Below are 25793 nucleotides of genomic sequence, written 5' to 3'. Positions count from 1 at the left end.
AGTCTACTGGCGACGCTGAGTACAATTGTACTGTGTCTTATTGGCTATCATGCTGAAAACAAAGGATTACATCTGAGATATCAGGCCAACAGCATTAAAACACGGCGGGTAATCTCGTATCTGACATTAGCGGAGAATGTCTTACGACACTCCCCGCTAATTTTAAGACGAACAGTGCTAAGCACAGTTCTTAATCATCTCGCCAAAACCTACCAGAATATGGTGTTGGTTTATTAGCGCTGATTTATGGGGATCCCTCAGCGCGTTAGCGGGGATAAACCGACAGGCGCAAGGTCAGCCAGTTTCAGCATTCGGAGTTCCCCGCGTTAGCGGGGATAAACCGTGAGGTGGCAAAAATATCAGGTGTGTACGCCAAGAGTTCCCCGCGTTAGCGGGGATAAACCGAGTTCGCCCACGAACGATCGGCGCAGTGGGGGGATAACCATTCAGCTATGTTCAGGCTGGACAGTTTCCCGCCCGGTCTTCCTCACTTACGCATTCGACCAGCTCTGGATCGAATCCGCATTCCCCAGCTCACCATGCATCACTTCATACGATTTTTTCAGGATCACATCAGTATGTTTGGTTAGGTCTTTGAAAATGCCTTTATTCATCGCGTCGTAGCGTTTGGCATTGCTCTCAACAGGCATAAAGATATCTTTCACGCGAACCATTTTGTCGACAGCCGTTGCGTAATCCGGGTATAGCCCCAGACCAACCGCCGTATTAATGGCTGCCCCCAGACTTGCGCAGCCATTAATGACGTTACGGCGTGCCGGAAGGTTGAATACATCGGCAAAAATCTGCATAAACAGATCGCTGTTCGAACCACCGCCAGTAATGATCACATGCTTCGCAAAGTGATTCATTTCATTACACATATTGTCGTAATTATTCTTCAGCGTCAGGGCCACGCTTTCCAGTATCGAACGATATATCCATGCATAATCCATGCTGGAATCAAAGCCGATCATAATCCCGCGTTTGTACGGTTCCCACGGATTGGTCAGCCAGTCCAGCACCGTCATCAGACCATTACAGCCCGGCGGCACACTAGAGGCTTTTTTGTTGAGCAAATCTTCCGGCGAAAGATCTTGCGCCCTGGCATCCTGAATTAACGACTCGCCTAACATGTCGCGTAGCCAGCTCACCGTCCACATGCCTTTTCGAATACCGTAACCTTCATACAGCAATGTTTCCGGAATCGAAGACATAATTGGCCAGTACGCTACCGGATCTTTCGGCAGTGCTTTGCCGTTCATCATCAACGCGATGTAAGTGCCAAGAGAAATTACTGCCGTTTCATCATCCAATAACCCGGCTCCCAGTGCTTCTACCGGTTTATCACTGGTGGTACAAACAATTGGCAGCCCAACCGGGAAATGTGTCGCCAGCGCGGCTTGTGGTGTGATATGCCCAAGAACGGTGCCCGGCATTTGCACATCAAAAAGCATCTGGCGGGGGATATTAAACTTCTCCATTACCGTAGCATCTTCGCTCCATGCCCAGGTCTTATAATCCACCGGCCACTGGCCAAAATAGTTGGCGATATTGTCTTTAAACTCGCCGGTTAAGCGATGCGTCAGATAACCCGAAAAAGAGGTGACATATGCCACGTCAGGATTAGTGTGTTCGTAGGGACGCGTTACGCGTGCATCCTGCCAGCTAATCAATGGCGCAGCTGGCGTGCCATCGGCTTTCAATAACGCACGGCAGCAACGGATGGAGCCCAGACCAATGCCGACAATATCTTCTTTATTCCCGGCAAACTGGCTCATCAAATCGTGACCGGCAAAACATAATGATGCCCATAAATCATCGTCAGGATGTTCTGCGGTATCGGCATCAGGCGTGTGCATAGGCTGCAATAAGCCTTTGCCTTCACAAACCACATTGCCTTCCAGATCGTACATCACCACTTTTGTGCTCTGACTTCCACCATCAATCCCTATGATGTATTTTTTCGACATGATTTTTCTCCTGTAATTTTCTGGACTTACTTGCTGCCAGCCATAGCGGGGGCGCTATCAGCAGTACGAATTTTTTGGAACAGCAAAAAGGTAAAGACGATCACCATGGCAAGCGCCGCCATGCCCATCAGCCACATATTGCGGTAGGCTTCTGCAGCGGGCAGGGTGTCTTGCCAGTGGCCGATAATTGGGTAAACGAAGACATCCGGCAGGAATCCAATCACCGAACAGATACCTACCGTGGTGCCCATAATGTAAGACGGTGTTCTCGCTTCGCCAGGGCAGGCCCAGTACAGCCCACGTGAGGCGTAACAGGTGAATCCCAGCAGTAAAATCAGGCCAATCCCCATCGCGACCGATTGTGGGTTAGAGTTCGTGGCGAGCAGGGCTGTCAACGCCAGCAAACCGATTACGGAAAGGATTTGGATCACGCGGGTAGGGGATTTCACTTTGCTGTAGGTGGTGATAATCCCGCCAAGTGGGCCGCACAGTGCGCGGAAGATTTTGTTGATTACAATCCCCATGTAGCTCGCCGCCACCAGCGACATGCCGTACATTTCGGTCAGATAATTGGTGGAGTAACTCAGAATGGCGTAGATGGTGAAGACGCCAAAAATCACCATGCTGCAATACCAGGTAGTGCTGATGCGTAAAACGGCCAGGATGTCGCTAAGTTGGAATGACTGTTTTTCTTCGTTGTTGGTATTGTGCAGGTTGTTGTTATCGCTAACAAAAAACCAGCACAGAATCCCCAACAAGATGTAAACCACACTGTAGATGATAATGACCGTTTTCAGGCTGGCGCTGTCATCCGGTGCAAAGCGAGAAAAGACCCACATGGTAAACACCGCCAGCGACATTACACCGACGCCACGCAGCCCTTCCATCCAGCCCATAATTTTCCCTTGCTCGCTATGATCGCCAAGCAACGAGGCGGCTTTAATCGATACCGACCACAGCATTAAAATCGTCGTTATCGCAAATGCGACCTGAATACAGAGCATTACCCACAGCGGTGGATAAGTTGCCATTAACAGCCCCAGTAATCCGGTAATGACCATCGCGGAAGTAATCATCTTGCGGTGTGAAAATTTATCGGCAATAACGCCGCTGGGGGCATAAAGAATAATAGCTGCAATACCAAAAGTACTCATTATTAAACCTATCTCAGTATTGCTGAATCCCATAAATTTCGCCATGGGAATTTGATAAATATAACGTAAATAAGCCAGGTCAAAACTAACGCCGCCGCTAAAACTAATTATCGCGAGGGTTATCCAACGGCGATATGAGTTGTGTTGCATATCGAGTTCCCATTTGTAATAGAAAAAAAAAGAGAAAAGTAAGCCGCCCTTTCAGGTGGATTACTTTTCTCAGGTCTCTAGTAATTGCAATAAGAAATAACACGGAAAGCAGAGGTGTTGTGTGAGAGTAATCACGCTTCTGCTTTTTAAAACTATTTGATAATACGAATATCACACTGTGATTACGATCACATTAGCAGTTATGCTCTTATGCTAAAAATTATCTCCAGTTACCAGAGATAATGAGAAAGGTAACTTCCCTCTCGCGGGGGAAGTTACCTTTCTTTTTTTTTGCCTTACGGAAATTGGAGCTAACTATGTCAATCGAATCTCTTAATGCGTTTTCAATGGATTTTTTCTCCCTTAAAGGTAAAACCGCAATTGTTACCGGCGGGAATAGCGGTTTAGGCCAGGCATTTGCCATGGCGCTGGCTAAAGCAGGCGCAAATATCTTTATTCCTAGCTTCGTCAAAGATAACGGCGAAACAAAGGAAATGATTGAAAAACAGGGGGTTGAGGTGGACTTCATGCAGGTGGATATCACCGCAGAAGGCGCCCCGCAGAAGGTCATCGCCGCTTGTTGTGAACGTTTCGGAACCGTCGATATTCTGGTGAATAATGCCGGTATTTGTAAGCTAAATAAGGTGCTGGATTTTGGTCGTGCCGACTGGGATCCGATGATTGATGTGAACCTGACCGCCGCATTTGAGTTAAGCTACGAAGCAGCAAAAATTATGATCCCGCAGAAAAGCGGTAAAATCATTAATATCTGTTCATTGTTCTCTTACTTAGGTGGACAATGGTCACCTGCATATTCTGCCACTAAACATGCTCTTGCCGGATTCACCAAAGCTTATTGTGATGAATTAGGTCAATATAATATTCAGGTAAATGGTATTGCCCCTGGCTATTATGCAACAGATATTACGCTGGCAACACGCAGTAATCCAGAAACTAATCAGCGCGTTCTTGATCATATTCCGGCAAACCGCTGGGGTGATACTCAGGATTTAATGGGTGCAGCCGTATTCCTCGCAAGTCCGGCATCGAATTATGTCAACGGACATTTATTAGTGGTTGATGGCGGTTATTTAGTGCGCTAATCCATACGGTGGTTTCTATTTTCTCTTATTCATGATTATTCCATTTTTATTATCAGGAAGGAATTACTATGTCTTTATCTCGCGCAGCGATTGTCGACCAACTAAAGGAAATTGTTGGTGCAGATCGCGTAATTACCGATGAAACGGTATTAAAGAAAAACAGTATTGACCGTTTTCGTAAATTTCCGGACATTCATGGCATTTATACTTTGCCGATTCCGGCAGCGGTCGTAAAACTCGGTTCCACAGAACAAGTATCCCGTGTGCTGAATTTTATGAATGCACACAAAATTAACGGAGTGCCGCGTACAGGCTCTTCTGCTACCGAAGGTGGGCTGGAAACTGTTGTGGAAAACTCAGTGGTGCTCGACGGCTCCACCATGAATCAAATCATTAATATTGATATTGAGAATATGCAGGCGACGGCGCAATGTGGTGTTCCGCTGGAAGTGCTGGAAAACGCGTTGCGTGAAAAAGGCTATACCACGGGGCATTCTCCGCAGTCAAAACCGCTGGCGCAGATGGGCGGCCTGGTAGCAACCCGCAGTATCGGGCAGTTCTCCACACTCTATGGCGCAATCGAAGATATGGTCGTTGGTCTGGAAGCCGTACTGGCAGATGGCACCGTGACACGCATTAAAAACGTGCCACGCCGTGCGGCGGGTCCGGACATTCGTCACATCATCATCGGCAACGAAGGTGCATTGTGCTATATCACTGAAGTCACAGTCAAAATCTTTAAATTTACCCCGGAAAACAACCTTTTCTACGGCTATATCCTGGAAGACATGAAAACCGGCTTCAACATCCTGCGTGAAATCATGGTAGAAGGGTATCGTCCGTCGATCGCTCGTTTGTATGATGCTGAAGATGGTACCCAACACTTTACCCATTTTGCAGACGGAAAATGTGTGCTGATCTTTATGGCTGAAGGTAACCCTCGCATTGCGAAGGCGACGGGCGAAGGGATTGCGGAAATCGTTGCCCGCTACCCGCAATGCCAGCGCGTGGACAGCAAGCTGATCGAAACCTGGTTTAACAACCTGAACTGGGGACCCGATAAAGTGGCTGCCGAACGTGTGCAGATCCTCAAAACCGGCAACATGGGCTTTACCACCGAAGTCTCCGGCTGCTGGAGCTGCATCCACGAAATCTACGAAAGCGTTATTAACCGTATTCGTACCGAGTTCCCGCACGCCGACGATATCACCATGCTGGGCGGTCACTCCTCTCATAGCTACCAGAACGGCACCAACATGTACTTCGTTTACGACTACAACGTTGTTGACTGTAAGCCGGAGGAGGAAATCGACAAGTACCACAATCCACTCAACAAAATCATCTGCGAAGAAACCATTCGCCTCGGCGGGTCGATGGTGCACCACCACGGCATTGGTAAACATCGCGTTCACTGGAGCAAGCTGGAACACGGCAGCGCATGGGCGTTGTTGGAGGGACTTAAAAAGCAGTTCGATCCTAACGGCATTATGAATACGGGTACTATCTATCCGATTGAAAAATAATGTGTCAGGCAGCGTCCCGTAATGATGGGGCGTTGCCTTTTCGGCTTCTCAGGAGAGAAACCGCTCTTATTACCGGACAATGAAGGGGTAAAGATGAACACTTCACCGGTGCGAATGGATGATTTACCGCTTAACCGTTTTCACTGTCGAATTGCTGCGCTCACTTTCGGCGCGCACCTGACCGACGGTTATGTTCTTGGCGTTATTGGTTACGCCATTCTTCAGCTTACACCCGCCATGCAACTGACGCCGTTTCTGGCGGGAATGATCGGCGGCTCGGCGCTCCTTGGTTTGTTTCTTGGTAGTCTGGTCCTGGGATGGATCTCCGACCATATTGGTCGGCAAAAAATCTTCACCTTCAGCTTTTTGCTGATTACGCTCGCCTCGTTTTTGCAATATTTTGCCACCACGCCAGAGCATCTTATTGGACTGCGCATTTTGATAGGCATTGGTCTGGGAGGCGATTACTCAGTAGGCCACACCTTGCTGGCTGAATTTTCCCCGCGCCGCCATCGCGGTATTTTGCTGGGCGCATTCAGCGTGGTGTGGACTGTCGGCTATGTTTTGGCAAGCATTGCCGGGCATCACTTTATTAGCGAAAGCCCGGAAGCCTGGCGCTGGCTGCTGGCATCGGCAGCTCTGCCCGCGTTGTTGATTACGTTATTACGTTGGGGAACGCCAGAATCGCCACGCTGGCTACTGCGACAAGGGCGTTTTGCAGAAGCTCACGCTATCGTTCATCGCTATTTGGGTTCCCATGTGTTACTGGGCGATGAAGTGGCAACGGCGACCCATAAACACATCAAAACCTTGTTCTCTTCGCGCTACTGGCGGCGCACTGCGTTTAACAGCGTCTTCTTTGTCTGCCTCGTGATCCCATGGTTTGTGATTTATACCTGGCTGCCGACTATCGCCCAGACGATTGGTCTGGAAGATGCGCTGACCGCCAGCCTGGTGCTTAATGCGTTGTTAATTGTTGGCGCGCTGCTGGGATTAGTTCTGACGCACCTGTTGGCACATCGCAAATTTTTGCTGGGAAGTTTTTTGCTGCTGGCGGCAACGCTGGTAGTGATGGCCTGTTTGCCCTCCGGCAGTTCATTAACGCTGCTACTTTTTGTTCTCTTCAGCACCACCATTTCGGCGGTCAGTAATCTGGTGGGCATTTTGCCTGCGGAAAGTTTTCCTACTGACATTCGCTCCCTGGGCGTCGGTTTTGCCACCGCCATGAGTCGGTTGGGCGCGGCGGTAAGTACTGGGCTGCTGCCGTGGGTGCTGGCGCAGTGGGGAATGCAAGCCACCTTATTGATCCTGGCGGCAGTGTTGTTGGTTGGTTTTGTTGTGACCAGGCTATGGGCACCAGAAACTAAAGCTCTCCCGCTGGTGGTAGCGGGAAATGTAGGAGATGCGAATGAACATTCTGTTAGCGTTTAAAGCCGAACCGGATGCCGGAATGCTGGCAGAAAAAGAGTGGCAGGCGGCGGTTCAGGGTAATAGCGGACCGGAAGTTTCGCTACTGCGAAGTTTACTGGGTGCTGATGAACAGGCCGCAGCCGCGCTGCTGTTGGCGCAGAGAAAAAACGGTACGCCGATGTCTTTAACCGCGTTAAGTATAGGCGATGAACGGGCGTTGCACTGGCTGCGCTATCTTATGGCGTTGGGGTTTGAGGAAGCAGTATTGCTGGAAACGGACGCAGATCTGCGCTTTGGGTCGGAATTTGTCGCTCGCCATATTGCCGAATGGCAGCGTCAGAATCCGTTGGATCTGATAATTACCGGCTGCCAAAGCAGCGAAGGGCAGAATGGGCAAACGCCATTTTTGCTGGTGGAAATGTTGGGCTGGCCCTGCTTCACCCAGGTGGAGCGTTTTACTCTCGACGCGCCGTTTATCACCCTCGAACAGCGTACTGAACATGGGCTGCGCTGTTGCCGGGTTCGCTTGCCTGCGGTGATTGCCGTGCGTCAGTGCGGTGAAGTGGCCTTGCCAGTACCGGGAATGCGCCAGCGTATGGCGGCGGGGAAAGCAGACATTATCCGTAAAACTGTTGCTGCTGAATTGCCAGCGATGCAGTGCCTGCAACTGGCAAGACCAGAGCAACGACGCGGAGCGACGCTGATTGATGGGCAAACTGTGGCAGAAAAAGCGCAAAAGCTATGGCAGGACTATTTACGCCAAAGGATGCAGCCATGAATATCGCAATTGTGACTATAAATCAGGAAAATGCCGCAATAGCGAGCTGGCTGGCGACGCAGGATTTCAGCGGTTGTACCCTGGCGCACTGGCAAATAGAACCACAGCCGATGTTCACGGAACAGATGCTGGATGTGCTGGTTGAGCAGTGGCAGAGAACGCCTGCGGAGGTTGTTCTCTTTCCTCCGGGCGCGTTTGGCGATGAACTGGCTACCCGACTGGCCTGGCGTGTACATGGCGCCAGTATCTGCCAGGTGATGTCTATAGATATTCCAACTGTAAGCGTGCGCAAATCCCACTGGGGAAATGCGCTAACAGCGACGCTGCAAACAGAAAAACGCCCGCTATGCCTTTCCCTTGCCCGCCAGGCGGGAGCAGCGAAAAACGCTACGTTACCTTCTGGTATGCAGCAACTGAACATTGTCCCTGGTGCGCTTCCCGATTGGCTGGTGAGTATTGAGAACCTGAGACATGTTGCCCGCGACCCATTAGCTGAGGCCAGATGGGTGCTGGTGGTGGGGCAGGGGGGCGAAGCAGATAGCCATGAAATCGCTATGCTGGCTAAAAAGCTGGGAGCCGAAGTGGGCTACAGTCGGGCACGAGTGATGAACGGTGGCTTTGATGCCGAAAAAGTGATCGGTATTTCCGGACATCTACTGGCTCCTGAGGTGTGTATTGTTGCTGGTGCTTCCGGCGCAGCAGCGTTAATGGCGGGCGTACGCAATAGCCAGTTTGTGGTGGCGATGAATCATGACGCCAGCGCGGCGGTATTTTCACAGGCAGATGTTGGCGTGGTGGATGACTGGAAAGCGGTGCTGGAGGCACTGGTGACAAATATTCACACAAATTGCCAATAACGTGCTGCCGGATGCGGCGTGGACGCCTTATCCGGCCTACAAATCACACAAATTCAATTCGTTACGATTATCCCGTCAAAGCAATTTTTTCGCTAAAGTCCAGACGCTGGTATTCGTGGTGGAAAGTGCTACGACACCGGCGTCAATTGCATTACGCGCATCTTCTTCATCGCACACCAGCCCGCCAGCAATCAGCGGCTGGTGGATTTTCTCCGTTACCCAGCCCAGCACTTTGGGCATACAGCCAGGCAGGATCTCAATACAATCCGGGTTCGATTGCGCAACCTGCTTATCAATGTTGTGAAACGAAATCGAATCGACAATAAACAGGCGATGGATACAGAAAAAACCTTCCGCTCTTGCCGCTTTCAGCATCGATGCTTTCGTGCTGATAATACCGTCTGCTTCTGTCACCAGTTTCAGAAACTGAATGACGACTTCTTTATTTGACGCACCTTCCAGCAAATCAACATGAATAAAAGCATATTTCCCGGCATTTTTAATCTTTTTGACGATATGACTGATGGTGCAAATATTGCCGTACAACACGGAAATAAACTGGCATTCAGAATCGATTGCCAGTTGCAGGCTGGCATTATCTTTAACGGCAGCAATCACCGGATTCTGGTGGAGCAGGTGTAAGAGGGGCATAAATTATCCTTATTATTTATCCAAAGCGGTAGGTGATGCCGAATCCGGAAAGTGGATAGCGCCACTGTTGCAGCGTTTTTTCATCGCACAGTAAACGGCAGGTGCCGCACTCCAGACAATTACGATAATCAACGTGCAAATCACCTTCCGGTGTGAGCGAAAAAAGACCAGCCGGACAAGCGTTAATCAACCGTTCTGCCGTCTGGCGCTCAACGGAGTCAGCCGGAACAATATGCGGCGCATCAGCAGCACGCCAGAGATTACGGGCTACAGACATCGAATACTCCTGATAACATCGCCCGCCAGATGCCACAAGCCATGACGACGTAAATGACGCCAGAGCAACTGGCGAAGCGGTGGAACAGGTTTATCACCCTGATCCCATAAATCACGGGAAATATCCTGCATTAATGTAGGCCATGTACGGTACCAGCCAGGGCGTTGCAAAAGCGCCGGAACATGCTGATAACGCTGTAGAACATCCCACAGCAGGCTGCGCTCTACGTTGTGATGATAAAGCGGAAACAGATTTTGCGGCTCGCGGTGCTGGCAGGCGCTTATCAGCGTTTGTGCCGCCGCCTGTGCGCCAGTCAGCGCCATATCCATACCGCGCACGGAAATTCCGGTATTGACACAACTGCGTAACGCATCGCCCACCAGCAGCCAGCCGTTACCTGCGTATTGCACCGGCATACTGTGCAAGCCACCTTCTGGCACCAGATGTGCACCATACTCAATGGATTCCGTATTTTTGATCAACGTGCGTATTGCTGGATGCGTTTTAACGCAGGCCAGCAGCTCGCTTGCCGGAACACGACTTTGCGTAAGGGAAGAGAGCGGGCAAACAATCCCTAACGAGAGCGTTTGTTGATTAGTATAAAGAAATGCGCCGCCGGGTAAGTCATCACAGATTTCCCCGCTGAACAGCAACGCTGCGCCTTCGTTATTCTCCAGATGAAAACGTTCTTCAATAGCGGATGTTTCCAGCGCCAGCACTTCTTTGATCCCCAACGCCATTGATTCGCCAGCAGGACGAGTCACTAACCCGTGACGCTCAGCCAGGACGCTGTTGGCTCCTTCTGCCAGCACCACATAACGGGCGCGGAGAATATCGTCACCACAAATGACACCACAAATTCTGCCGTTTTCTTCATACAGCGCATCCACCGTCGCACCAGGGATGCATTCGACACCTTCTTTTTCGGCTTCGGCAACCAGCCACGGATCGAATCGCGCACGTAATACACTCCAGGATTCACCGCCGGGCTGTAAGCTGGAAAACGTCGTTGCGCCATCCGACGTTAACAGAGAAAGGCTTTCGTGAGTGATGCGTCGTTCAAGGGGCGCAGTCAGGTGAAATTGAGGGAGGAGTTCCGCGAGCGCATGGGTATATAGCCGCCCGCCGGAAATATTTTTGCTGCCAGGGATTTCAGCGCGTTCCAGTAATAAAACGGATAAACCCGCTCGCGCACAGCGTAACGCACAAGCGGTGCCTGCAATACCGGCACCAATAATAATAATGTCGCAGTCGTCTTCCATGTCATGCCCCAGATATCCAGAACACAACACCCTAACATAGCGTTACTTAAGGGAAATTGACCGCCGACACACTCTTATATCATTCGCCGCGATAGATACAGCCTGCGGTGCAGGTTTCTTTTACCATCACCGCGCTTAACAGCGGTACAACCGGTTTAACCTGCTCCCAAATCCATTTTGCTAAAACTTCGCTGGTTGGGTTTTCCAGACCTGGAATATCATTGAGATAATGGTGATCGAGGCGCTCGTAGGTTGGCTTAAACGCCGCTTTCAGTTCAGCGAAATCGATAATCCAGCCCGTATGTGGATCGACTTCCCCGGTAATTTCCAGTCGCACCATAAAGGAATGCCCGTGCAGGCGACCACATTTATGCCCTTCCGGGACGTGTGGCAAGCGGTGAGCGGCTTCGAAGGTGAAATCTTTAAATAACGTGGTGGACATCATAATTTCTCTACATGACGATAAAACCGCCGTAGAGTACCGGAAAGGCTGTTTTTTCGCATTATCTAAAACGACTTTGTTGCGCAAAATCGCTGATTAATCTTAATGATTGCCGATATTCATTTGTTTTTCATTGGGTTGGTTAATCTATTTTGTTGTTAAAGACTATTGCTAAAACAGGTTAGTCGATTTGGTTATTAGTTATCGCTATCCCGTCTTTAATCCACACCGTTCACCCCGTTAACCTTACCTTCTCTTCTGTTTTATGGGCGCTGACAGGGCGCAGAAACAGCTTTGCCTACTGGAACATAACGACGCATGACGACACAGCTCCCACTTTCCACGTTGCTTCCGTTGAACCCGGAGCAACTGGCACGCCTTCAGGCGGCCACGACCGATTTTACCCCCCCCCAGCTTGCGTGGGTTTCTGGCTATTTCTGGGGCGTGCTCAACCAGCAGCCTGCTGCGCTTGCGGCGACGCCTGCGCCCGCCGCAGAAATGCCGGGTGTTACTATTATCTCTGCCTCGCAAACTGGCAATGCGCGCCGGGTTGCTGAAGCATTACGCGATGATTTATTAGCGACAAAACTGGACGTTAAGCTAGTGAACGCGGGCGACTATAAATTCAAACAAATCGCCAGCGAAAAACTGCTCATCGTGGTGACGTCAACGCAAGGGGAAGGGGAACCGCCGGAAGAAGCCGTCGCGTTGCATAAGTTCCTGTTCTCCAAAAAAGCGCCAAAGCTGGAAAACACCGCTTTTGCCGTGTTTAGCCTCGGCGACACCTCTTATGAATTTTTCTGTCAGTCCGGGAAAGATTTCGACAGCAAACTGGCAGAACTGGGTGGTGAACGTCTGCTCGACCGTGTCGATGCTGACGTTGAGTATCAGGCAGCTGCCAGCGAATGGCGCGCCCGCGTGGTTGATGTTCTGAAGTCCCGCGCGCCTGTCGCGGCACCTTCGCAATCCGTCGTTACTGGTGCGGTAAATGAAATCCACACCAGCCCGTACAGCAAAGACACGCCGTTGGTGGCGAGCCTTTCGGTTAATCAGAAAATTACCGGGCGTAACTCTGAAAAAGACGTTCGCCATATCGAAATTGACTTAGGTGACTCAGGCCTGCGTTACCAGCCGGGTGACGCGCTGGGCGTCTGGTATCAGAACGATCCGACACTGGTGAAAGAACTTGTCGAATTGCTGTGGCTGAAAGGCGATGAACCTGTCACCGTCGAGGGCAAAACGTTGCCTCTGAACGAAGCACTACAGTGGCACTTCGAACTGACCGTCAACACCGCGAACATTGTTGAGAATTACGCCACGCTTACCCGCAGCGAAACGCTGCTGCCGCTGGTGGGCGATAAAGCGAAGTTGCAGCATTACGCCGCGACTACGCCGATTGTCGACATGGTGCGTTTCTCTCCGGCACAGCTGGATGCCGAAGCGCTGATAAATCTGCTGCGCCCGCTGACTCCACGCCTGTATTCCATCGCTTCCTCGCAGGCAGAAGTCGAGAACGAAGTGCACGTCACCGTTGGTGTGGTGCGTTACGACGTGGAAGGCCGCGCCCGTGCCGGTGGTGCTTCCAGCTTCCTCGCGGACCGTGTGGAAGAAGAGGGTGAAGTCCGCATCTTTATCGAACATAACGATAACTTTCGCCTACCCACTAACCCGGAAACCCCGGTGATTATGATTGGTCCAGGTACCGGCATCGCGCCGTTCCGCGCCTTTATGCAGCAGCGCGCCGCTGACGAAGCGCCAGGTAAAAACTGGCTGTTCTTTGGCAACCCGCACTTTACGGAAGATTTCCTCTACCAGCTGGAGTGGCAGCGTTACGTCAAAGAAGGCGTGCTGACGCGTATCGATCTCGCCTGGTCGCGCGATCAAAAAGAAAAAGTTTACGTACAAGACAAACTGCGCGAACAGGGCGCGGAGCTGTGGCGCTGGATCAATGACGGCGCCCATATTTATGTCTGCGGCGACGCTAATCGTATGGCGAAAGACGTTGAACAGGCACTTCTGGAAGTGATTGCCGAATTTGGTGGCATGGACACCGAAGCGGCAGATGAATTTTTAAGTGAGCTGCGCGTAGAGCGCCGTTATCAGCGAGATGTCTACTAATGAGCGAAAAACATCCAGGACCTTTAGTGGTCGAAGGAAAACTGACAGACGCCGAGCGCATGAAGCTTGAAAGCAACTACCTGCGCGGCACCATTGCGGAAGATTTAAACGACGGTCTGACCGGCGGTTTTAAGGGGGACAACTTCCTGCTGATCCGCTTCCACGGTATGTATCAGCAGGATGACCGAGACCTCCGCGCCGAACGTGCTGAACAGAAGCTGGAGCCACGCCATGCGATGTTGCTGCGCTGTCGTTTGCCGGGTGGGGTGATTACCACTAAACAGTGGCAGGCGATCGACAAATTTGCCGGTGAAAACACCATCTATGGCAGCATTCGCCTGACCAACCGCCAGACATTCCAGTTCCACGGCATTTTGAAAAAGAACGTTAAACCGGTGCACCAGATGCTGCACTCGGTCGGTCTTGATGCGCTGGCGACCGCCAACGACATGAACCGTAACGTGTTGTGCACCTCTAACCCGTACGAGTCCGAGTTGCACGCAGAAGCCTACGAATGGGCGAAAAAGATCTCTGAGCACCTGCTGCCGCGCACCCGCGCCTACGCGGAGATCTGGCTCGATCAGGAGAAGGTCGCGACCACCGACGAAGAGCCGATCCTCGGCCAGACCTATCTGCCGCGTAAGTTCAAAACCACGGTAGTGATCCCGCCGCAGAACGATATCGATCTGCACGCCAACGACATGAACTTTGTGGCGATTGCGGAAAACGGCAAGCTGGTGGGCTTTAACCTGCTGGTGGGTGGTGGGCTTTCTATCGAGCACGGCAACAAGAAAACCTACGCCCGCACCGCGAGCGAGTTTGGCTATCTGCCGCTGGAGCATACGCTGGCGGTGGCAGAAGCCGTCGTGACGACTCAGCGTGACTGGGGTAACCGAACCGATCGTAAAAATGCCAAAACCAAATACACACTGGAACGCGTGGGTGTTGAGACATTTAAAGCGGAAGTTGAACGTCGCGCGGGAATCAAATTTGAACCGATCCGTCCGTATGAGTTCACTGGACGTGGCGATCGCATCGGCTGGGTAAAAGGTATTGATGACAAATGGCACCTGACGCTGTTTATCGAAAATGGTCGCATCCTTGATTATCCTGGGCGTCCGCTGAAAACCGGCTTGCTGGAGATCGCGAAGATCCACAAAGGCGATTTCCGCATTACCGCGAACCAGAATTTGATCATCGCCGGTGTACCAGAAAGTGAGAAAGCGAAGATCGAGAAGATCGCCAAAGAGAGTGGGTTGATGAATGCCGTCACGCCGCAGCGTGAAAATTCAATGGCCTGCGTGTCATTCCCGACTTGCCCGCTGGCGATGGCAGAAGCGGAGCGTTTCCTGCCGTCGTTTATTGATAACATCGATAATTTAATGGCCAAACATGGTGTCAGCGATGAGCATATCGTCCTGCGCGTGACGGGCTGCCCGAACGGCTGTGGCCGCGCGATGCTGGCAGAAGTGGGTCTGGTGGGTAAAGCGCCGGGTCGCTACAACCTGCACCTTGGCGGTAACCGCATGGGAACGCGTATCCCGCGTATGTACAAAGAGAACATCACCGACACTGAAATTCTTGCGGTGATAGATGAACTAATAGGGCGCTGGGCAAAAGAGCGTGAAGCGGGTGAAGGTTTCGGCGACTTTACGGTGCGTGCGGGCATCATTCGCCCGGTGCTCGACCCGGCGCGGGATTTGTGGGATTAACCATCAGTCTGGTTTTGTAGGCCTGATAAGCGAAGCGCCATCAGGCACTGTGGCACCTTTTGCCGGATGCGGCGTAAACGCCTTATCCGGCCTACTTAATCCGCAAGGCAAACAGTGAGGAACTTATGTCCAAACTCGATCTAAACGCCCTGAATGACCTGCCAAAGGTAGACCGGATTCTGGCGCTGGCTCAAACTAACGCCGAGCTTGAAAAACTGGACGCTGAAGGCCGCGTCGCCTGGGCGCTGGAAAATCTGCCCGGTGAATATGTGCTTTCTTCCAGTTTCGGCATTCAGGCAGCGGTGAGCCTGCATCTGGTAAATCAGATTCGCCCGGATATTCTAGTGATCCTCACCGATACGGGGTATTTGTTCCCGGAAACCTACCGCTTTATTGACGAGTTAACGGACAAACTCAAGCTCAACCTGAAAGTGTACCGTGCTACTGAAAGCGCCGCCTGGCAGGAAGCACGCTACGGCAAACTGTGGGAGCAGGGCGTTGAAGGCATTGAAAAGTACAATGACATCAACAAAGTCGAACCGATGAACCGGGCGCTGAAAGAACTGAATGCGCAAACGTGGTTTGCTGGCCTGCGCCGTGAACAATCTGGCAGTCGCGCCAATTTACCGGTGCTGGCCATTCAGCGTGGCGTATTTAAAGTGCTGCCCATTATTGACTGGGATAACCGAACTATTTATCAGTACCTGCAAAAACATGGCCTTAAATATCACCCATTATGGGACGAAGGATATTTATCGGTGGGAGATACCCATACAACCCGTAAATGGGAACCCGGCATGGCAGAAGAAGAAACGCGTTTCTTTGGCTTAAAAAGGGAATGTGGATTGCACGAAGGGTAAATATTGCCGGATAAATTAAACGCTTCTGTCAGAAATGATGGGGGCATTTTTATTTTGCGAGCCGCATTCCGGCATTTAAATATGAACGTCGCAGGAAGAATTATCAGGCATAGAATGGCGTCGGGTGCTTGAGGCTGTCTGGCGTTAAGCATTCGCGAGGTTCCAGATGGACAAAAGCCCCAGGCGATATTTCTATCAACCTGAGGCTCGCGTTCGAACGTAGCAATTCGGATGTTAGTCTCTTCTTTGCAGGGAGGCAAGACATGCTGACAAAATATGCCCTTGTGGCAATCATAGTGCTGTGTTGTACAGTGCTGGGATTCACGCTGATGGTAGGCGACTCGTTGTGTGAGTTGAGTATCAGAGAGCGTGGTATGGAGTTTAAGGCAGTTCTCGCTTACGAATCGAAGAAGTAGCCACCACGCGGGGGTAAAACCCCGCGTATTGAATTGTGATGGTTTGGTCTCCTGCACCCTTTTTTAATTTATATATATTACAGATAAAAATCATCAATTTATTCATAATGGAAATATTTTATTGGACGATATATGTCACAGATAATTTTTAATATATGCGTAAATATCCTTTAAGTTTTACTGAAGGATAAAAACATTGTGACTTTCTTTGATTTCTGGGGAAAAAACCGACGTGGCGAGAAAGAGGGTGGAGACGACTATCACCTTCTTTGCTGGCATTCGCTGGATGTAGCTGCGATGGGCTATTTAATGGTTAAAGGCAATTACTTCGGGCTGGTTGGTTATTTTCGTCAATTAGGAATTTTAGATAGGGAGCAGGCGGCACAATTTTTCGCCTGGTTGCTGTGCTGGCACGATACTGGAAAATTTGCCCGCTCTTTTCAGCAACTTTACCTGCACCCGAAACTCAAGGTTTCGGAAGGCGCCAGAAAGAATTACGAAAAGATCTCTCATTCAACGCTGGGCTACTGGTTGTGGCATCATTATTTATGTGAATGCGAAGAATTGCTTCCTTCATCTTCACTCTCTCCGCGCAAACTTAAACGGGTGATGGAGATGTGGATGCCGATGACTACCGGGCATCATGGGCGGCCCCCTGATCGTGTGGATGAACTGGATAATTTTCTGCCTGAAGACAAAGCTGCTGCGCGAGATTTTCTCCTTGCAATCAAACCACTGTTTCCCCTTATAGAGATCCCCGTATTCTGGGATGATGACGAGGGCGTTGAACTTATAAAACAACTTTCCTGGTATATCTCTGCAACCGTCGTACTCGCAGACTGGACGGGTTCGTCAACGCGATTTTTTCCACGCGTCGCACGCGTAATGGATATTAAAGATTACTGGCAGAAGGCGTTAGTTCAGGCTCAAAACGCATTAACCGTCTTCCCACCAAAAGCAGAAACCGCGCCTTTCACCGGAATTAATACACTGTTTCCTTTTATCGAGCACCCGACACCGTTACAGCAAAAGGTGCTGGATCTGGATATCAGCCAGCCAGGGCCACAATTATTTATTCTGGAAGATGTAACCGGTGCAGGCAAAACGGAAGCGGCGCTTATCCTGGCGCACAGGTTAATGGCTGCGGGGAAAGCGCAGGGTTTGTTTTTTGGCCTGCCAACAATGGCAACGGCCAATGCCATGTATGATCGGCTGGTAAAAACCTGGCTTGCTTTCTATTCGCCAGAATCCCGCCCCAGCCTGGTGCTGGCACACAGTGCCCGCACATTAATGGACCGCTTTAATGAATCACTCTGGTCCGGTGATTTAGTCGGGTCAGAAGAACAGGATGAACAAACGTTCACTCAGGGATGTGCGGCCTGGTTTGCCGACAGTAACAAGAAGGTGTTGCTGGCTGAAATTGGCGTCGGCACGCTGGATCAGGCGATGATGGCAGTGATGCCGTTTAAACATAATAATCTGCGGCTTCTGGGGCTGAGTCACAAAATCCTGCTGGCTGATGAGATCCATGCCTGTGACGCTTACATGTCATGCATTCTTGAAGGGCTGATCGAGCGGCAGGCGCGTGGCGGAAACAGCGTTATTTTGCTTTCTGCTACGTTATCTCAACAGCAGCGCGACAAACTTGTCGCCGCCTTTGCGCGTGGCACAGAGGGCCAGCAAGAAGCCCCGTTTCTGGAAAAAGATGATTACCCCTGGCTGACGCATGTCACGCAAACGGATGTGAAATCACACCGGGTAGCGACGCGCAAAGACGTTGCGCGTCGCGTGAGCATAGGTTGGCTCCATAGCGAACAAGAATGTTTTGCGCGTATTGAATCGGCAGTAATTCAGGGAAAATGCATCGCCTGGATTCGGAATTCTGTCGATGACGCTATTAAGGTTTATCGTCAGTTACTTGCCCGAGGCGTCATTCCTGCTGCCAGCCTTTCACTTTTTCATAGCCGCTTTGCTTTTAGCGATCGCCAGCGAATTGAAACGGAGACGCTGGCACGCTTCGGCAAAGAAGACTGTTCACAGCGTGCCGGAAAAGTCCTTATTTGTACCCAGGTCTTAGAGCAGAGCGTTGATTGCGACCTGGACGAAATGATTTCCGACCTTGCCCCTGTTGATTTGCTGATCCAACGCGCGGGGCGATTACAGCGACATATCCGCGATATGAATGGTCAGTTAAAGCGTGACGGAAAAGACGAGCGTTCCCCTCCTGAATTGCTGATTCTGGCTCCCGTCTGGGACGACTCTCCGGGTGACGAATGGTTTGGCAGTGCGATGCGTAACAGTGCATATGTCTACCCCGATCATGGGCGAATCTGGCTGACACAGCGTGTGCTGCGTGAGCAAGGCGCTATTCAGATGCCACACTCAGCCCGGCTTCTTATTGAATCAGTCTACGGTGAGGACGTAGTAATGCCGAAAGGGTTTGCCCGCAGCGAGCAGGAGCAAGTGGGCAAATATTACTGCGATCGCGCAATGGCGAAAAAGTTTGTGCTGAATTTCAGGCCCGGCTATGCCGCTAATATCAACGATTACCTCCCGGAAAAATTGTCGACACGTCTGGCTGAGGAGTCTGTTTCCCTGTGGCTGGCTACCTGTATTGATGGTGTCGTGAAACCTTATGCCAGCGGTGCTCACGCATGGGAAATGAGCGTTGTCAGAGTGCGTCGAAGCTGGTGGAAAAAACATCGGGATGAATTTTCTTTACTGGAAGAGGAGGCGTTCAGGCAGTGGTGCGTTGAACAGCGGCAAGATCCGGAAATGGCAAACGTGATTTTAGTCACCGATGACGAAAGTTGCGGCTATTCGGCTACGGAGGGATTGATTGGCAAGGTTGATTGAGATGCCTGCGACAGGACTCTCTGAATAGTGGATACACAGTAAAGGATGGACAACCGACCAGGGATGGTCTTTTTTACGAGAGGATGCGTATGAACTCGTTTTCACTTCTGACAACCCCGTGGTTGCCCGTTCGTTTCAAAGACGGAACGACAGGCAAACTGGCGCCAGTCGATCTGGCTGATGAAAATGTTGTCGATATCGCCGCACCGCGGGCAGACCTACAGGGTGCGGCATGGCAGTTTTTGCTGGGGCTACTACAAACCAGTTTCGCGCCCAAAAATCATGGTCGTTGGGATGATATCTGGGAAGACGGACTGGAAGCTGAAAAGCTACGGGAAGCATTGCTGTCATTAGAACATGCTTTCCAGTTTGGGCCAGATTCCCCTTCATTTATGCAGGATTTTGAGGCGCTCACGGGAGATAAAGTTTCGGTCGCTTCTCTACTTCCTGAGATTCCCGGTTCTCAAACGACGAAGTTTAATAAAGACCATTTTATCAAGCGTGGTGTAACGGAATATCTGTGCCCCCATTGCTTAGCATTGGCTTTGTTCTCTTTACAGTTGAATGCACCCGCAGGCGGCAAAGGCTATCGCACCGGTTTACGCGGCGGTGGGCCGATGACCACTCTGATTGAATTACAGGAATATCAGGGCAATCAACAAACCTCCTTGTGGCGCAAACTGTGGCTCAATGTGATGCCGCAGGATGAATCTGACTTACCGCTACCCAAAAAATTTGATGATCTGGTTTTCCCCTGGCTTGGCCCGACGCGTACCAGCGAACTGACCGATGCGGTGGTAACCGATGAGCAGGTCAATAAACTCCAGGCGTACTGGGGAATGCCACGGCGTATTCGTATTGATTTTAAAACCACGACAGTTGGCAACTGCGATATTTGCGGTGAGCAGAACGACGCGCTTCTGAGCCTGATGACGACCAAAAATTACGGTGCGAATTATGCCATGTGGCAGCATCCCTTAACGCCTTACCGTGTACCACTTAAAGAGGGCGGTGAGTTTTACTCAGTTAAGCCACAACCGGGCGGTTTAATCTGGCGCGACTGGTTAGGCCTTATCGAAACGGGTCAGTCAGAAAATAATAAAGAACTCCCAGCACTGGTGGTGAAACTCTTTAATGCCAGCAGTCTCAAGAAGGCAAGAGTGGGCCTATGGGGATTTGGCTATGATTTCGACAATATGAAAGCCCGTTGTTGGTACGAACACCATTTCCCGCTGCTGCTCAATAAAAAAGAAGGCCAGATACCGAAGCTACGACTGGCTGCGCAAACGGCTTCTCGGATTCTAAGTCTGTTACGGAGTGCTCTAAAAGAAGCCTGGTTCTCCGATCCAAAAGGTGCTCGGGGTGATTTCAGTTTTGTGGATATCGACTTCTGGAACAAAACTCAGCATCGCTTCCTGAGGTTAGTGCGCCAAATTGAAGAAGGTCAGGATGCGGATGAATTACTCAGCAAATGGAATAAGGAGATTTGGTTATCCGCGCGTCAGGATTTTGACGAGCGTGTATTCACCAATCCTCATGAACCCGTTGATTTAAAACGCGTCATGACCGCGCGCAAGAAATATTTTACAACATCGGCGGAGAAGCAAAGAGCTAAAGCCGCCAGGGAGAAAAAGCAGGAGGCTGCTGAATGAGTATTGTAAAAGAGGAGCACAAAGCCACGCTGCGCAAATGGCACGAAGAGTTGCAGGCTAAACGCGGCAATCGTGCCAGTCTGCGGCGTAGCACAACGGTTAATGATGTTTGTCTGTCAGAAGGGTTTCGTTCTCTGCTGATGCAGACCCACACGTTGTGGAAAATTGAATCACAGGAGTGGCGTTTTACCGCACTGGCGCTGGTTGCCGCCGTTGCCGCCAATGTAAAAGCCATTGATGAACGGCAGCCTTTTGCCGCGCAGTTGGCGGCGGTAATGTCTGAGGGGCGTTTTACTCGCCTGTCGGCAGTCAAAACGCCGGATGAATTACTGCGCCAGTTACGTCGCGCGGTCAAATTATTAAATGGTTCCGTCAATCTTATCTCTTTGGCAGACGATATTTTCCGCTGGTGCCAGGAGAGCGACGATCTGCTCAATCATCACCGCCGCCAGCAGCGGCCAACAGAATTTATCCGTATCCGCTGGGCGCTGGAATATTACCAGGCTGGCGACGCCGATAACGAACAAAATTAATAAAGGACTATCTCATGACGACATTTATTCAGCTTCATTTGTTAACCGCTTACCCTGCTGCCAACCTTAACCGTGATGACACCGGTGCGCCAAAAACTGTGGTACTGGGTGGAGCAACGCGTCTGCGCGTTTCCTCACAAAGTCTGAAACGTGCGTGGCGCACTTCTGCACTTTTTGAACAGGCACTGGCGGGCCATATTGGTATTCGCAGTGGGCGTATTGCGCGTGAGGCGGCAACTATCCTGATTGAGAAAGGCATCGAAGAGAAAAAAGCCATCGAATGGGCGGCAAAAATTGCGGATTATCTTGGGAAAGCTAAAAACGACAAAAAACCAAAAGATCCGCTCACTAACGCCGAAACTGAACAGCTAGTCCATATCAGCCCGGCAGAATTTGACGCCGTAAAAGCGCTGGCCCATCAACTGGCCGAAGAAAAGCGCGCGCCAAAAGAGGAAGATCTCGCTTTGTTACGTAAAGATCGCATGGCGGTAGATATCGCTATGTTTGGTCGTATGCTGGCGAATAAACCCGAATTTAATGTTGAAGCCGCCTGCCAGGTCGCGCATGCATTTGGTGTCAGTGAAACGATTGTCGAAGATGATTTTTTCACCGCCGTTGATGATTTGCGCCAGGCTTCTGAAGATGCCGGTGCCGGGCATCTTGGTGAAACCGGATTCGGTTCCGCGCTCTTCTACACCTATATCTGCATCGATAAAGATCTGCTGGTCGAAAACCTCGGCGGTGACGAAGCGTTAGCTAATCAGACCTTGCGCGCCTTTACAGTAGCCGCACTTAAAGTCTCCCCCACCGGTAAACAAAACAGCTTTGCCAGTCGTGCCTACGCCTCCTGGGCGCTGGCAGAAAAAGGCACCGATCAACCACGTTCTCTGGCGGCGGCTTTCTATGAACCCATTAATGGCACCCGTCAGTTAGACGTGGCGGTGCAGCGTATTACAACGCTTCGGGAAAATATGAATACGGTCTACGAACAGAAAATCGAATGCGCAAGTTTTGACGTGATGAACAAACAGGGAAGCATGAAGGACGTGCTGGACTTTATCTGCGCGTAAGGGGCGGCTTATGAGCCAATATCTGATTTTTCAGCTTCATGGGCCAATGGCATCCTGGGGCGTCGATGCCCCTGGCGAAGTGCGTCATACCCATGAACTGCCTTCGCGCTCTGCATTGCTGGGGCTGCTGGCTGCCGGGGTAGGGATTCGTCGTGATGATACCGAACGATTAAACGCGTTTAACCGCCACTATTCACTGGTGGTTTGCGCCAGCCGTAACCCGCGCTGGGCACGGGATTATCACACGGTCCAGATGCCAAAAGAGGTGCGTAAAGCGCGTTATTTCAGCCGTCGCGAAGAGTTGAGCGCCCCTGATCTTCTGAGCGCGATTATCTCCCGGCGCGACTACTACACCGATGCCTGGTGGATGGTGGCGGTGGCAACAACCCCCGATGCGCCTTACAGCCTTGAACAGTTGCAGGACGGTTTACGTCATCCGGTTTTTCCGCTTTATCTGGGGCGAAAAAGTCATCCGCTGGCGTTACCACTTGCGCCGTTACTGCTCGAAGGCAACGCCTCTGATGTCTTATGTAACGCATACCAACAGTATCAGAATCATTTCCGCAAACTGAACGTCTCACTCCCGAAACTTCAGGATGAATGCTGGTGGGAAGGGGTACACGATGGCCTGGTTGCGAACAAAATATTACGCCGCCGGGATGTTCCTTTAAATCGCCAGCAGTGGCTGTTTGGGGAACGAACTGTCAACCAGGGGCCGTGGCTCAGCAAGGAGGAACCATGTACCTTTCAAGAATAACCTTACACACCGGCCAGCTTTCACCTGCGCAGTTGCTGCATCTGGTGGATCGCGGGGAATATGTGATGCATCAGTGGCTGTGGGATCTCTTCCCCGGCGGCAAAGAGAGGCAATTTCTTTATCGTCGGGAAGAACTCCAGGGGGCATTTCGCTTTTTTGTCCTCTTGCAGGAACGCCCGGCAGAAAGTGAAACTTTCACCATCGAATGCCGACCATTCGCGCCGGAGTTGCGTTCGGGACAATCGCTTTGTTTCAACCTGCGGGCGAATCCAACAATCTGCAAAGCGGGCAAGCGCCACGATCTGCTGATGGAGGCGAAACGACAGGTGAGAGGGCAGGCGGAAGGAAGTGATGTCTGGTTGCATCAACAACAGGCGGCGCTGGACTGGCTGGCAGCGCAGGGGGAAAGAAGTGGTTTTACACTACTGGATACCTCGGTTGATGCCTACAGACAACAGCAGCTCCGGCGGGAAAGCTCCCGGCAACTGATCCAGTTCAGTAGCGTGGATTATACGGGGATGCTTACTGTCACCGAGCCTGGGTTATTTCTGCAACGTCTCAGTCAGGGGTATGGCAAAAGCCGGGCGTTCGGCTGTGGTCTGATGCTGATCAAACCCGGAGCAGAGGTGTGACGTTTGTACCGCTGAGTCCGATCCCGTTAAAAGATCGTACATCCATGATCTTCCTCCAGTACGGTCAGATCGACGTACTGGACGGCGCTTTCGTTCTGAGCGACAAAACCGGGATCCGCACGCATATTCCGGTGGGATCGGTCGCCTGCATTATGCTTGAACCGGGAACGAGAGTATCCCACGCGGCGGTGCATCTGGCCGCCACGGTGGGAACACTGCTGGTCTGGGTAGGTGAAGCGGGTGTTCGCGTTTACTCCTCCGGACAGCCCGGAGGGGCGCGGGCAGATAAATTACTCTACCAGGCAAAGCTTGCTTTAACGGAAGATTTACGGTTGAAGGTGGTGCGCAAAATGTATGAATTACGTTTTCGTGAGCCACCGCCCGCTCGCCGTTCAGTAGAGCAGCTACGGGGAATTGAAGGATCCCGCGTTCGCCAGACCTATGCATTACTGGCGAAACAATATGGTGTGAAATGGAATGGTCGTAAATACGATCTTAAAGACTGGGAAAAAGGCGATGTTGTGAATCGCTGCATCAGTGCTGCCACATCATGTCTGTACGGTATATCTGAAGCGGCAGTATTAGCCGCGGGATATGCGCCCGCAATTGGATTTATCCATAGTGGCAAACCGCTTTCGTTTGTTTATGACATAGCCGATATCATTAAATTTGATTCGGTTGTACCAAAGGCATTTGAAATAGCAGCGAGGCAACCCGCAGAACCAGATAAAGAAGTCAGGTTGGCCTGTCGCGATATTTTCCGTAGCACTAAGTTAACGGGCAAATTAATTCCATTAATTGAGGAAGTACTTGCCGCAGGTGAAATTGAACCACCACAACCGGCGCCGGATATGTTACCGCCAGCCATCCCTGAACCTGAAACGCTGGGTGATAGCGGTCACCGGAGGCGTGGTGGATGAGTATGGTCGTGGTGGTTACAGAAAATGTCCCGCCGCGCTTACGTGGACGGCTCGCAATCTGGCTACTGGAAGTGCGTGCCGGTGTTTATGTTGGAGATACGTCTAAACGTATTCGGGAGATGATCTGGCAGCAAATCTCCCAACTGACAGGTTGCGGAAATGTGATAATGGCCTGGGCGACCAATACTGAGTCGGGTTTTGAGTTTCAGACCTGGGGCGAAAACAGACGTATTCCGGTGGATTTGGATGGGTTACGGTTGGTTTCGTTTCTTCCTTTTGAAAATCAATAGGTTGTCTGTTCTTTAAAAATGAGGAAATGCGTAAATTTGGTTGGTAAATTGTTGATGTGGAATAAATTTGTTTAAAAACAGATATGTATGCTTAGAGTGTTCCCCGCGCCAGCGCTGAGGGATCGTAAAACTTAGTAATGCAACGGACAGCGCCAGCGTGTTCCCCGCGTCAGCGCTGAGGGATCCCCATAAATCAGCGCTAATAAACCAACACCATATTCTGGTAGGTTTTGGCGAGATGATTAAGAACTGTGCTTAGCACTGTTCGTCTTAAAATTAGCGGGGAGTGTCGTAAGACATTCTTCGCTAACGTCAGATACGAGATTACCCGCCGTGTTTTAATGCTGTTGGCCTGATATCTCAGATGTAATCCTTTGTTTTCAGCATGATAGCCAATAAG

At 51.0% G+C, this 25793-nt stretch carries 22 protein-coding genes and 3 pseudogenes; 18 read left to right on the top strand and 7 right to left on the bottom strand.

From position 1 onward, the window contains the following. Positions 1–237: pseudogene (locus tag A7090_RS17145) on the top strand (IS4 family transposase); the annotation flags it as partial. 254 nt (positions 238–491) lie between these two features. Here A7090_RS17145 and A7090_RS17140 read toward each other — a convergent pair. Then, a complete protein-coding gene (locus tag A7090_RS17140; RefSeq protein WP_105274939.1) occupies positions 492–1970 on the bottom strand; it encodes an FGGY-family carbohydrate kinase in 1479 nt (492 codons plus the stop codon). Between the two features lie 26 nt (positions 1971–1996). Beyond that, a complete protein-coding gene (locus tag A7090_RS17135; protein ID WP_105274938.1) occupies positions 1997–3274 on the bottom strand; it encodes an MFS transporter in 1278 nt (425 codons plus the stop codon). Between the two features lie 317 nt (positions 3275–3591). On the opposite strand from A7090_RS17135, the gene A7090_RS17130 reads away from it, so the two are divergent. The 5 genes from A7090_RS17130 to A7090_RS17110 all read left to right on the top strand — a co-directional run bounded on the left by A7090_RS17130 (position 3592) and on the right by A7090_RS17110 (position 8945). After that, the gene (locus A7090_RS17130) at positions 3592–4377 is read left to right on the top strand and encodes an SDR family oxidoreductase (RefSeq protein WP_105274937.1); all 786 of its coding nucleotides are present in this window, start codon (positions 3592–3594) and stop codon (positions 4375–4377) included. 68 nt (positions 4378–4445) lie between these two features. After that, positions 4446–5900: an FAD-binding oxidoreductase gene (locus A7090_RS17125; protein WP_105274936.1), complete on the top strand. Its 1455-nt coding sequence runs from the start codon at positions 4446–4448 to the stop codon at positions 5898–5900. A 21-nt stretch (positions 5901–5921) separates the two neighbouring features. Beyond that, positions 5922–7331 (top strand): MFS transporter, encoded by a 1410-nt coding sequence (locus A7090_RS17120; RefSeq protein WP_198599594.1) that lies wholly within the window; start codon positions 5922–5924, stop codon positions 7329–7331. Next, the gene (locus A7090_RS17115) at positions 7309–8088 is read left to right on the top strand and encodes an electron transfer flavoprotein subunit beta/FixA family protein (RefSeq protein ID WP_105274934.1); all 780 of its coding nucleotides are present in this window, start codon (positions 7309–7311) and stop codon (positions 8086–8088) included. Before A7090_RS17120 ends, A7090_RS17115 begins: the two co-directional genes overlap by 23 nt. Beyond that, positions 8085–8945, top strand: a complete 861-nt coding sequence (locus A7090_RS17110) for an FAD-binding protein (protein WP_105274933.1) — start codon at positions 8085–8087, stop codon at positions 8943–8945. Before A7090_RS17115 ends, A7090_RS17110 begins: the two co-directional genes overlap by 4 nt. A gap of 75 nt (positions 8946–9020) precedes the next feature. On the opposite strand, the gene A7090_RS17105 is transcribed toward A7090_RS17110, so the two are convergent. From A7090_RS17105 to queD, 4 genes are all read right to left on the bottom strand, one after another. Then, a complete protein-coding gene (locus A7090_RS17105; protein ID WP_105274932.1) occupies positions 9021–9596 on the bottom strand; it encodes a glycerol-3-phosphate responsive antiterminator in 576 nt (191 codons plus the stop codon). 16 nt (positions 9597–9612) lie between these two features. Continuing rightward, positions 9613–9873, bottom strand: coding sequence for a ferredoxin family protein (locus tag A7090_RS17100; RefSeq protein WP_105274931.1), 261 nt, complete (start codon positions 9871–9873; stop codon positions 9613–9615). Continuing rightward, positions 9864–11135: an FAD-dependent oxidoreductase gene (locus A7090_RS17095; RefSeq protein ID WP_105274930.1), complete on the bottom strand. Its 1272-nt coding sequence runs from the start codon at positions 11133–11135 to the stop codon at positions 9864–9866. Before A7090_RS17095 ends, A7090_RS17100 begins: the two co-directional genes overlap by 10 nt. A 79-nt stretch (positions 11136–11214) precedes the next feature. Next, entirely contained in the window at positions 11215–11577 is a 363-nt protein-coding gene (gene queD, locus A7090_RS17090) for a 6-carboxytetrahydropterin synthase QueD (protein ID WP_198599595.1), read from the bottom strand. A gap of 318 nt (positions 11578–11895) precedes the next feature. Here queD and cysJ point away from each other — a divergent pair, with 318 nt between their 5' ends. From cysJ to cas2e, 12 genes and pseudogenes are all read left to right on the top strand, one after another. Then, entirely contained in the window at positions 11896–13695 is a 1800-nt protein-coding gene (gene cysJ, locus A7090_RS17085) for an NADPH-dependent assimilatory sulfite reductase flavoprotein subunit (protein ID WP_105274928.1), read from the top strand. Further along, positions 13695–15407 (top strand): assimilatory sulfite reductase (NADPH) hemoprotein subunit, encoded by a 1713-nt coding sequence (gene cysI / locus A7090_RS17080; protein WP_105274927.1) that lies wholly within the window; start codon positions 13695–13697, stop codon positions 15405–15407. Before cysJ ends, cysI begins: the two co-directional genes overlap by 1 nt. Before the next feature lie 125 nt (positions 15408–15532). Further along, positions 15533–16267, top strand: coding sequence for a phosphoadenosine phosphosulfate reductase (cysH, locus tag A7090_RS17075; protein WP_105274926.1), 735 nt, complete (start codon positions 15533–15535; stop codon positions 16265–16267). A gap of 263 nt (positions 16268–16530) precedes the next feature. Continuing rightward, positions 16531–16683, top strand: coding sequence for a Hok/Gef family protein (locus A7090_RS17065; RefSeq protein ID WP_000956458.1), 153 nt, complete (start codon positions 16531–16533; stop codon positions 16681–16683). A 155-nt stretch (positions 16684–16838) separates the two neighbouring features. Beyond that, positions 16839–19539: pseudogene (gene cas3 / locus A7090_RS17060) on the top strand (CRISPR-associated helicase Cas3'). Positions 19540–19628: 89 nt separating this feature from the next. Beyond that, a complete protein-coding gene (gene casA, locus A7090_RS17055; RefSeq protein ID WP_105274940.1) occupies positions 19629–21191 on the top strand; it encodes a type I-E CRISPR-associated protein Cse1/CasA in 1563 nt (520 codons plus the stop codon). After that, entirely contained in the window at positions 21188–21724 is a 537-nt protein-coding gene (gene casB, locus A7090_RS17050) for a type I-E CRISPR-associated protein Cse2/CasB (protein WP_105274924.1), read from the top strand. Before casA ends, casB begins: the two co-directional genes overlap by 4 nt. Before the next feature lie 14 nt (positions 21725–21738). Continuing rightward, complete coding sequence (gene cas7e / locus A7090_RS17045; protein WP_105274923.1) at positions 21739–22794, top strand: type I-E CRISPR-associated protein Cas7/Cse4/CasC; 1056 nt, start codon at positions 21739–21741, stop codon at positions 22792–22794. Between the two features lie 10 nt (positions 22795–22804). After that, positions 22805–23551, top strand: a complete 747-nt coding sequence (gene cas5e, locus A7090_RS17040) for a type I-E CRISPR-associated protein Cas5/CasD (protein ID WP_105274922.1) — start codon at positions 22805–22807, stop codon at positions 23549–23551. Further along, entirely contained in the window at positions 23533–24183 is a 651-nt protein-coding gene (cas6e, locus tag A7090_RS17035; protein WP_105274921.1) for a type I-E CRISPR-associated protein Cas6/Cse3/CasE, read from the top strand. Before cas5e ends, cas6e begins: the two co-directional genes overlap by 19 nt. Further along, positions 24180–25103 (top strand): type I-E CRISPR-associated endonuclease Cas1e, encoded by a 924-nt coding sequence (cas1e, locus tag A7090_RS17030; RefSeq protein ID WP_105274920.1) that lies wholly within the window; start codon positions 24180–24182, stop codon positions 25101–25103. Before cas6e ends, cas1e begins: the two co-directional genes overlap by 4 nt. Next, on the top strand, positions 25100–25393 hold the full coding sequence (cas2e, locus tag A7090_RS17025) for a type I-E CRISPR-associated endoribonuclease Cas2e (RefSeq protein WP_105274919.1): 294 nt from the start codon (positions 25100–25102) through the stop codon (positions 25391–25393). Before cas1e ends, cas2e begins: the two co-directional genes overlap by 4 nt. Positions 25394–25592: 199 nt before the next feature. On the opposite strand, the pseudogene A7090_RS17015 reads toward cas2e, so the two are convergent. Beyond that, positions 25593–25793, bottom strand: a pseudogene (locus A7090_RS17015) (IS4 family transposase); the annotation flags it as partial.

The organism is Escherichia sp. MOD1-EC7003 (genome assembly GCF_002965065.1).
Classification (GTDB): domain Bacteria; phylum Pseudomonadota; class Gammaproteobacteria; order Enterobacterales; family Enterobacteriaceae; genus Escherichia.
This window is presented reverse-complemented; position numbering and strand designations above follow the sequence as displayed.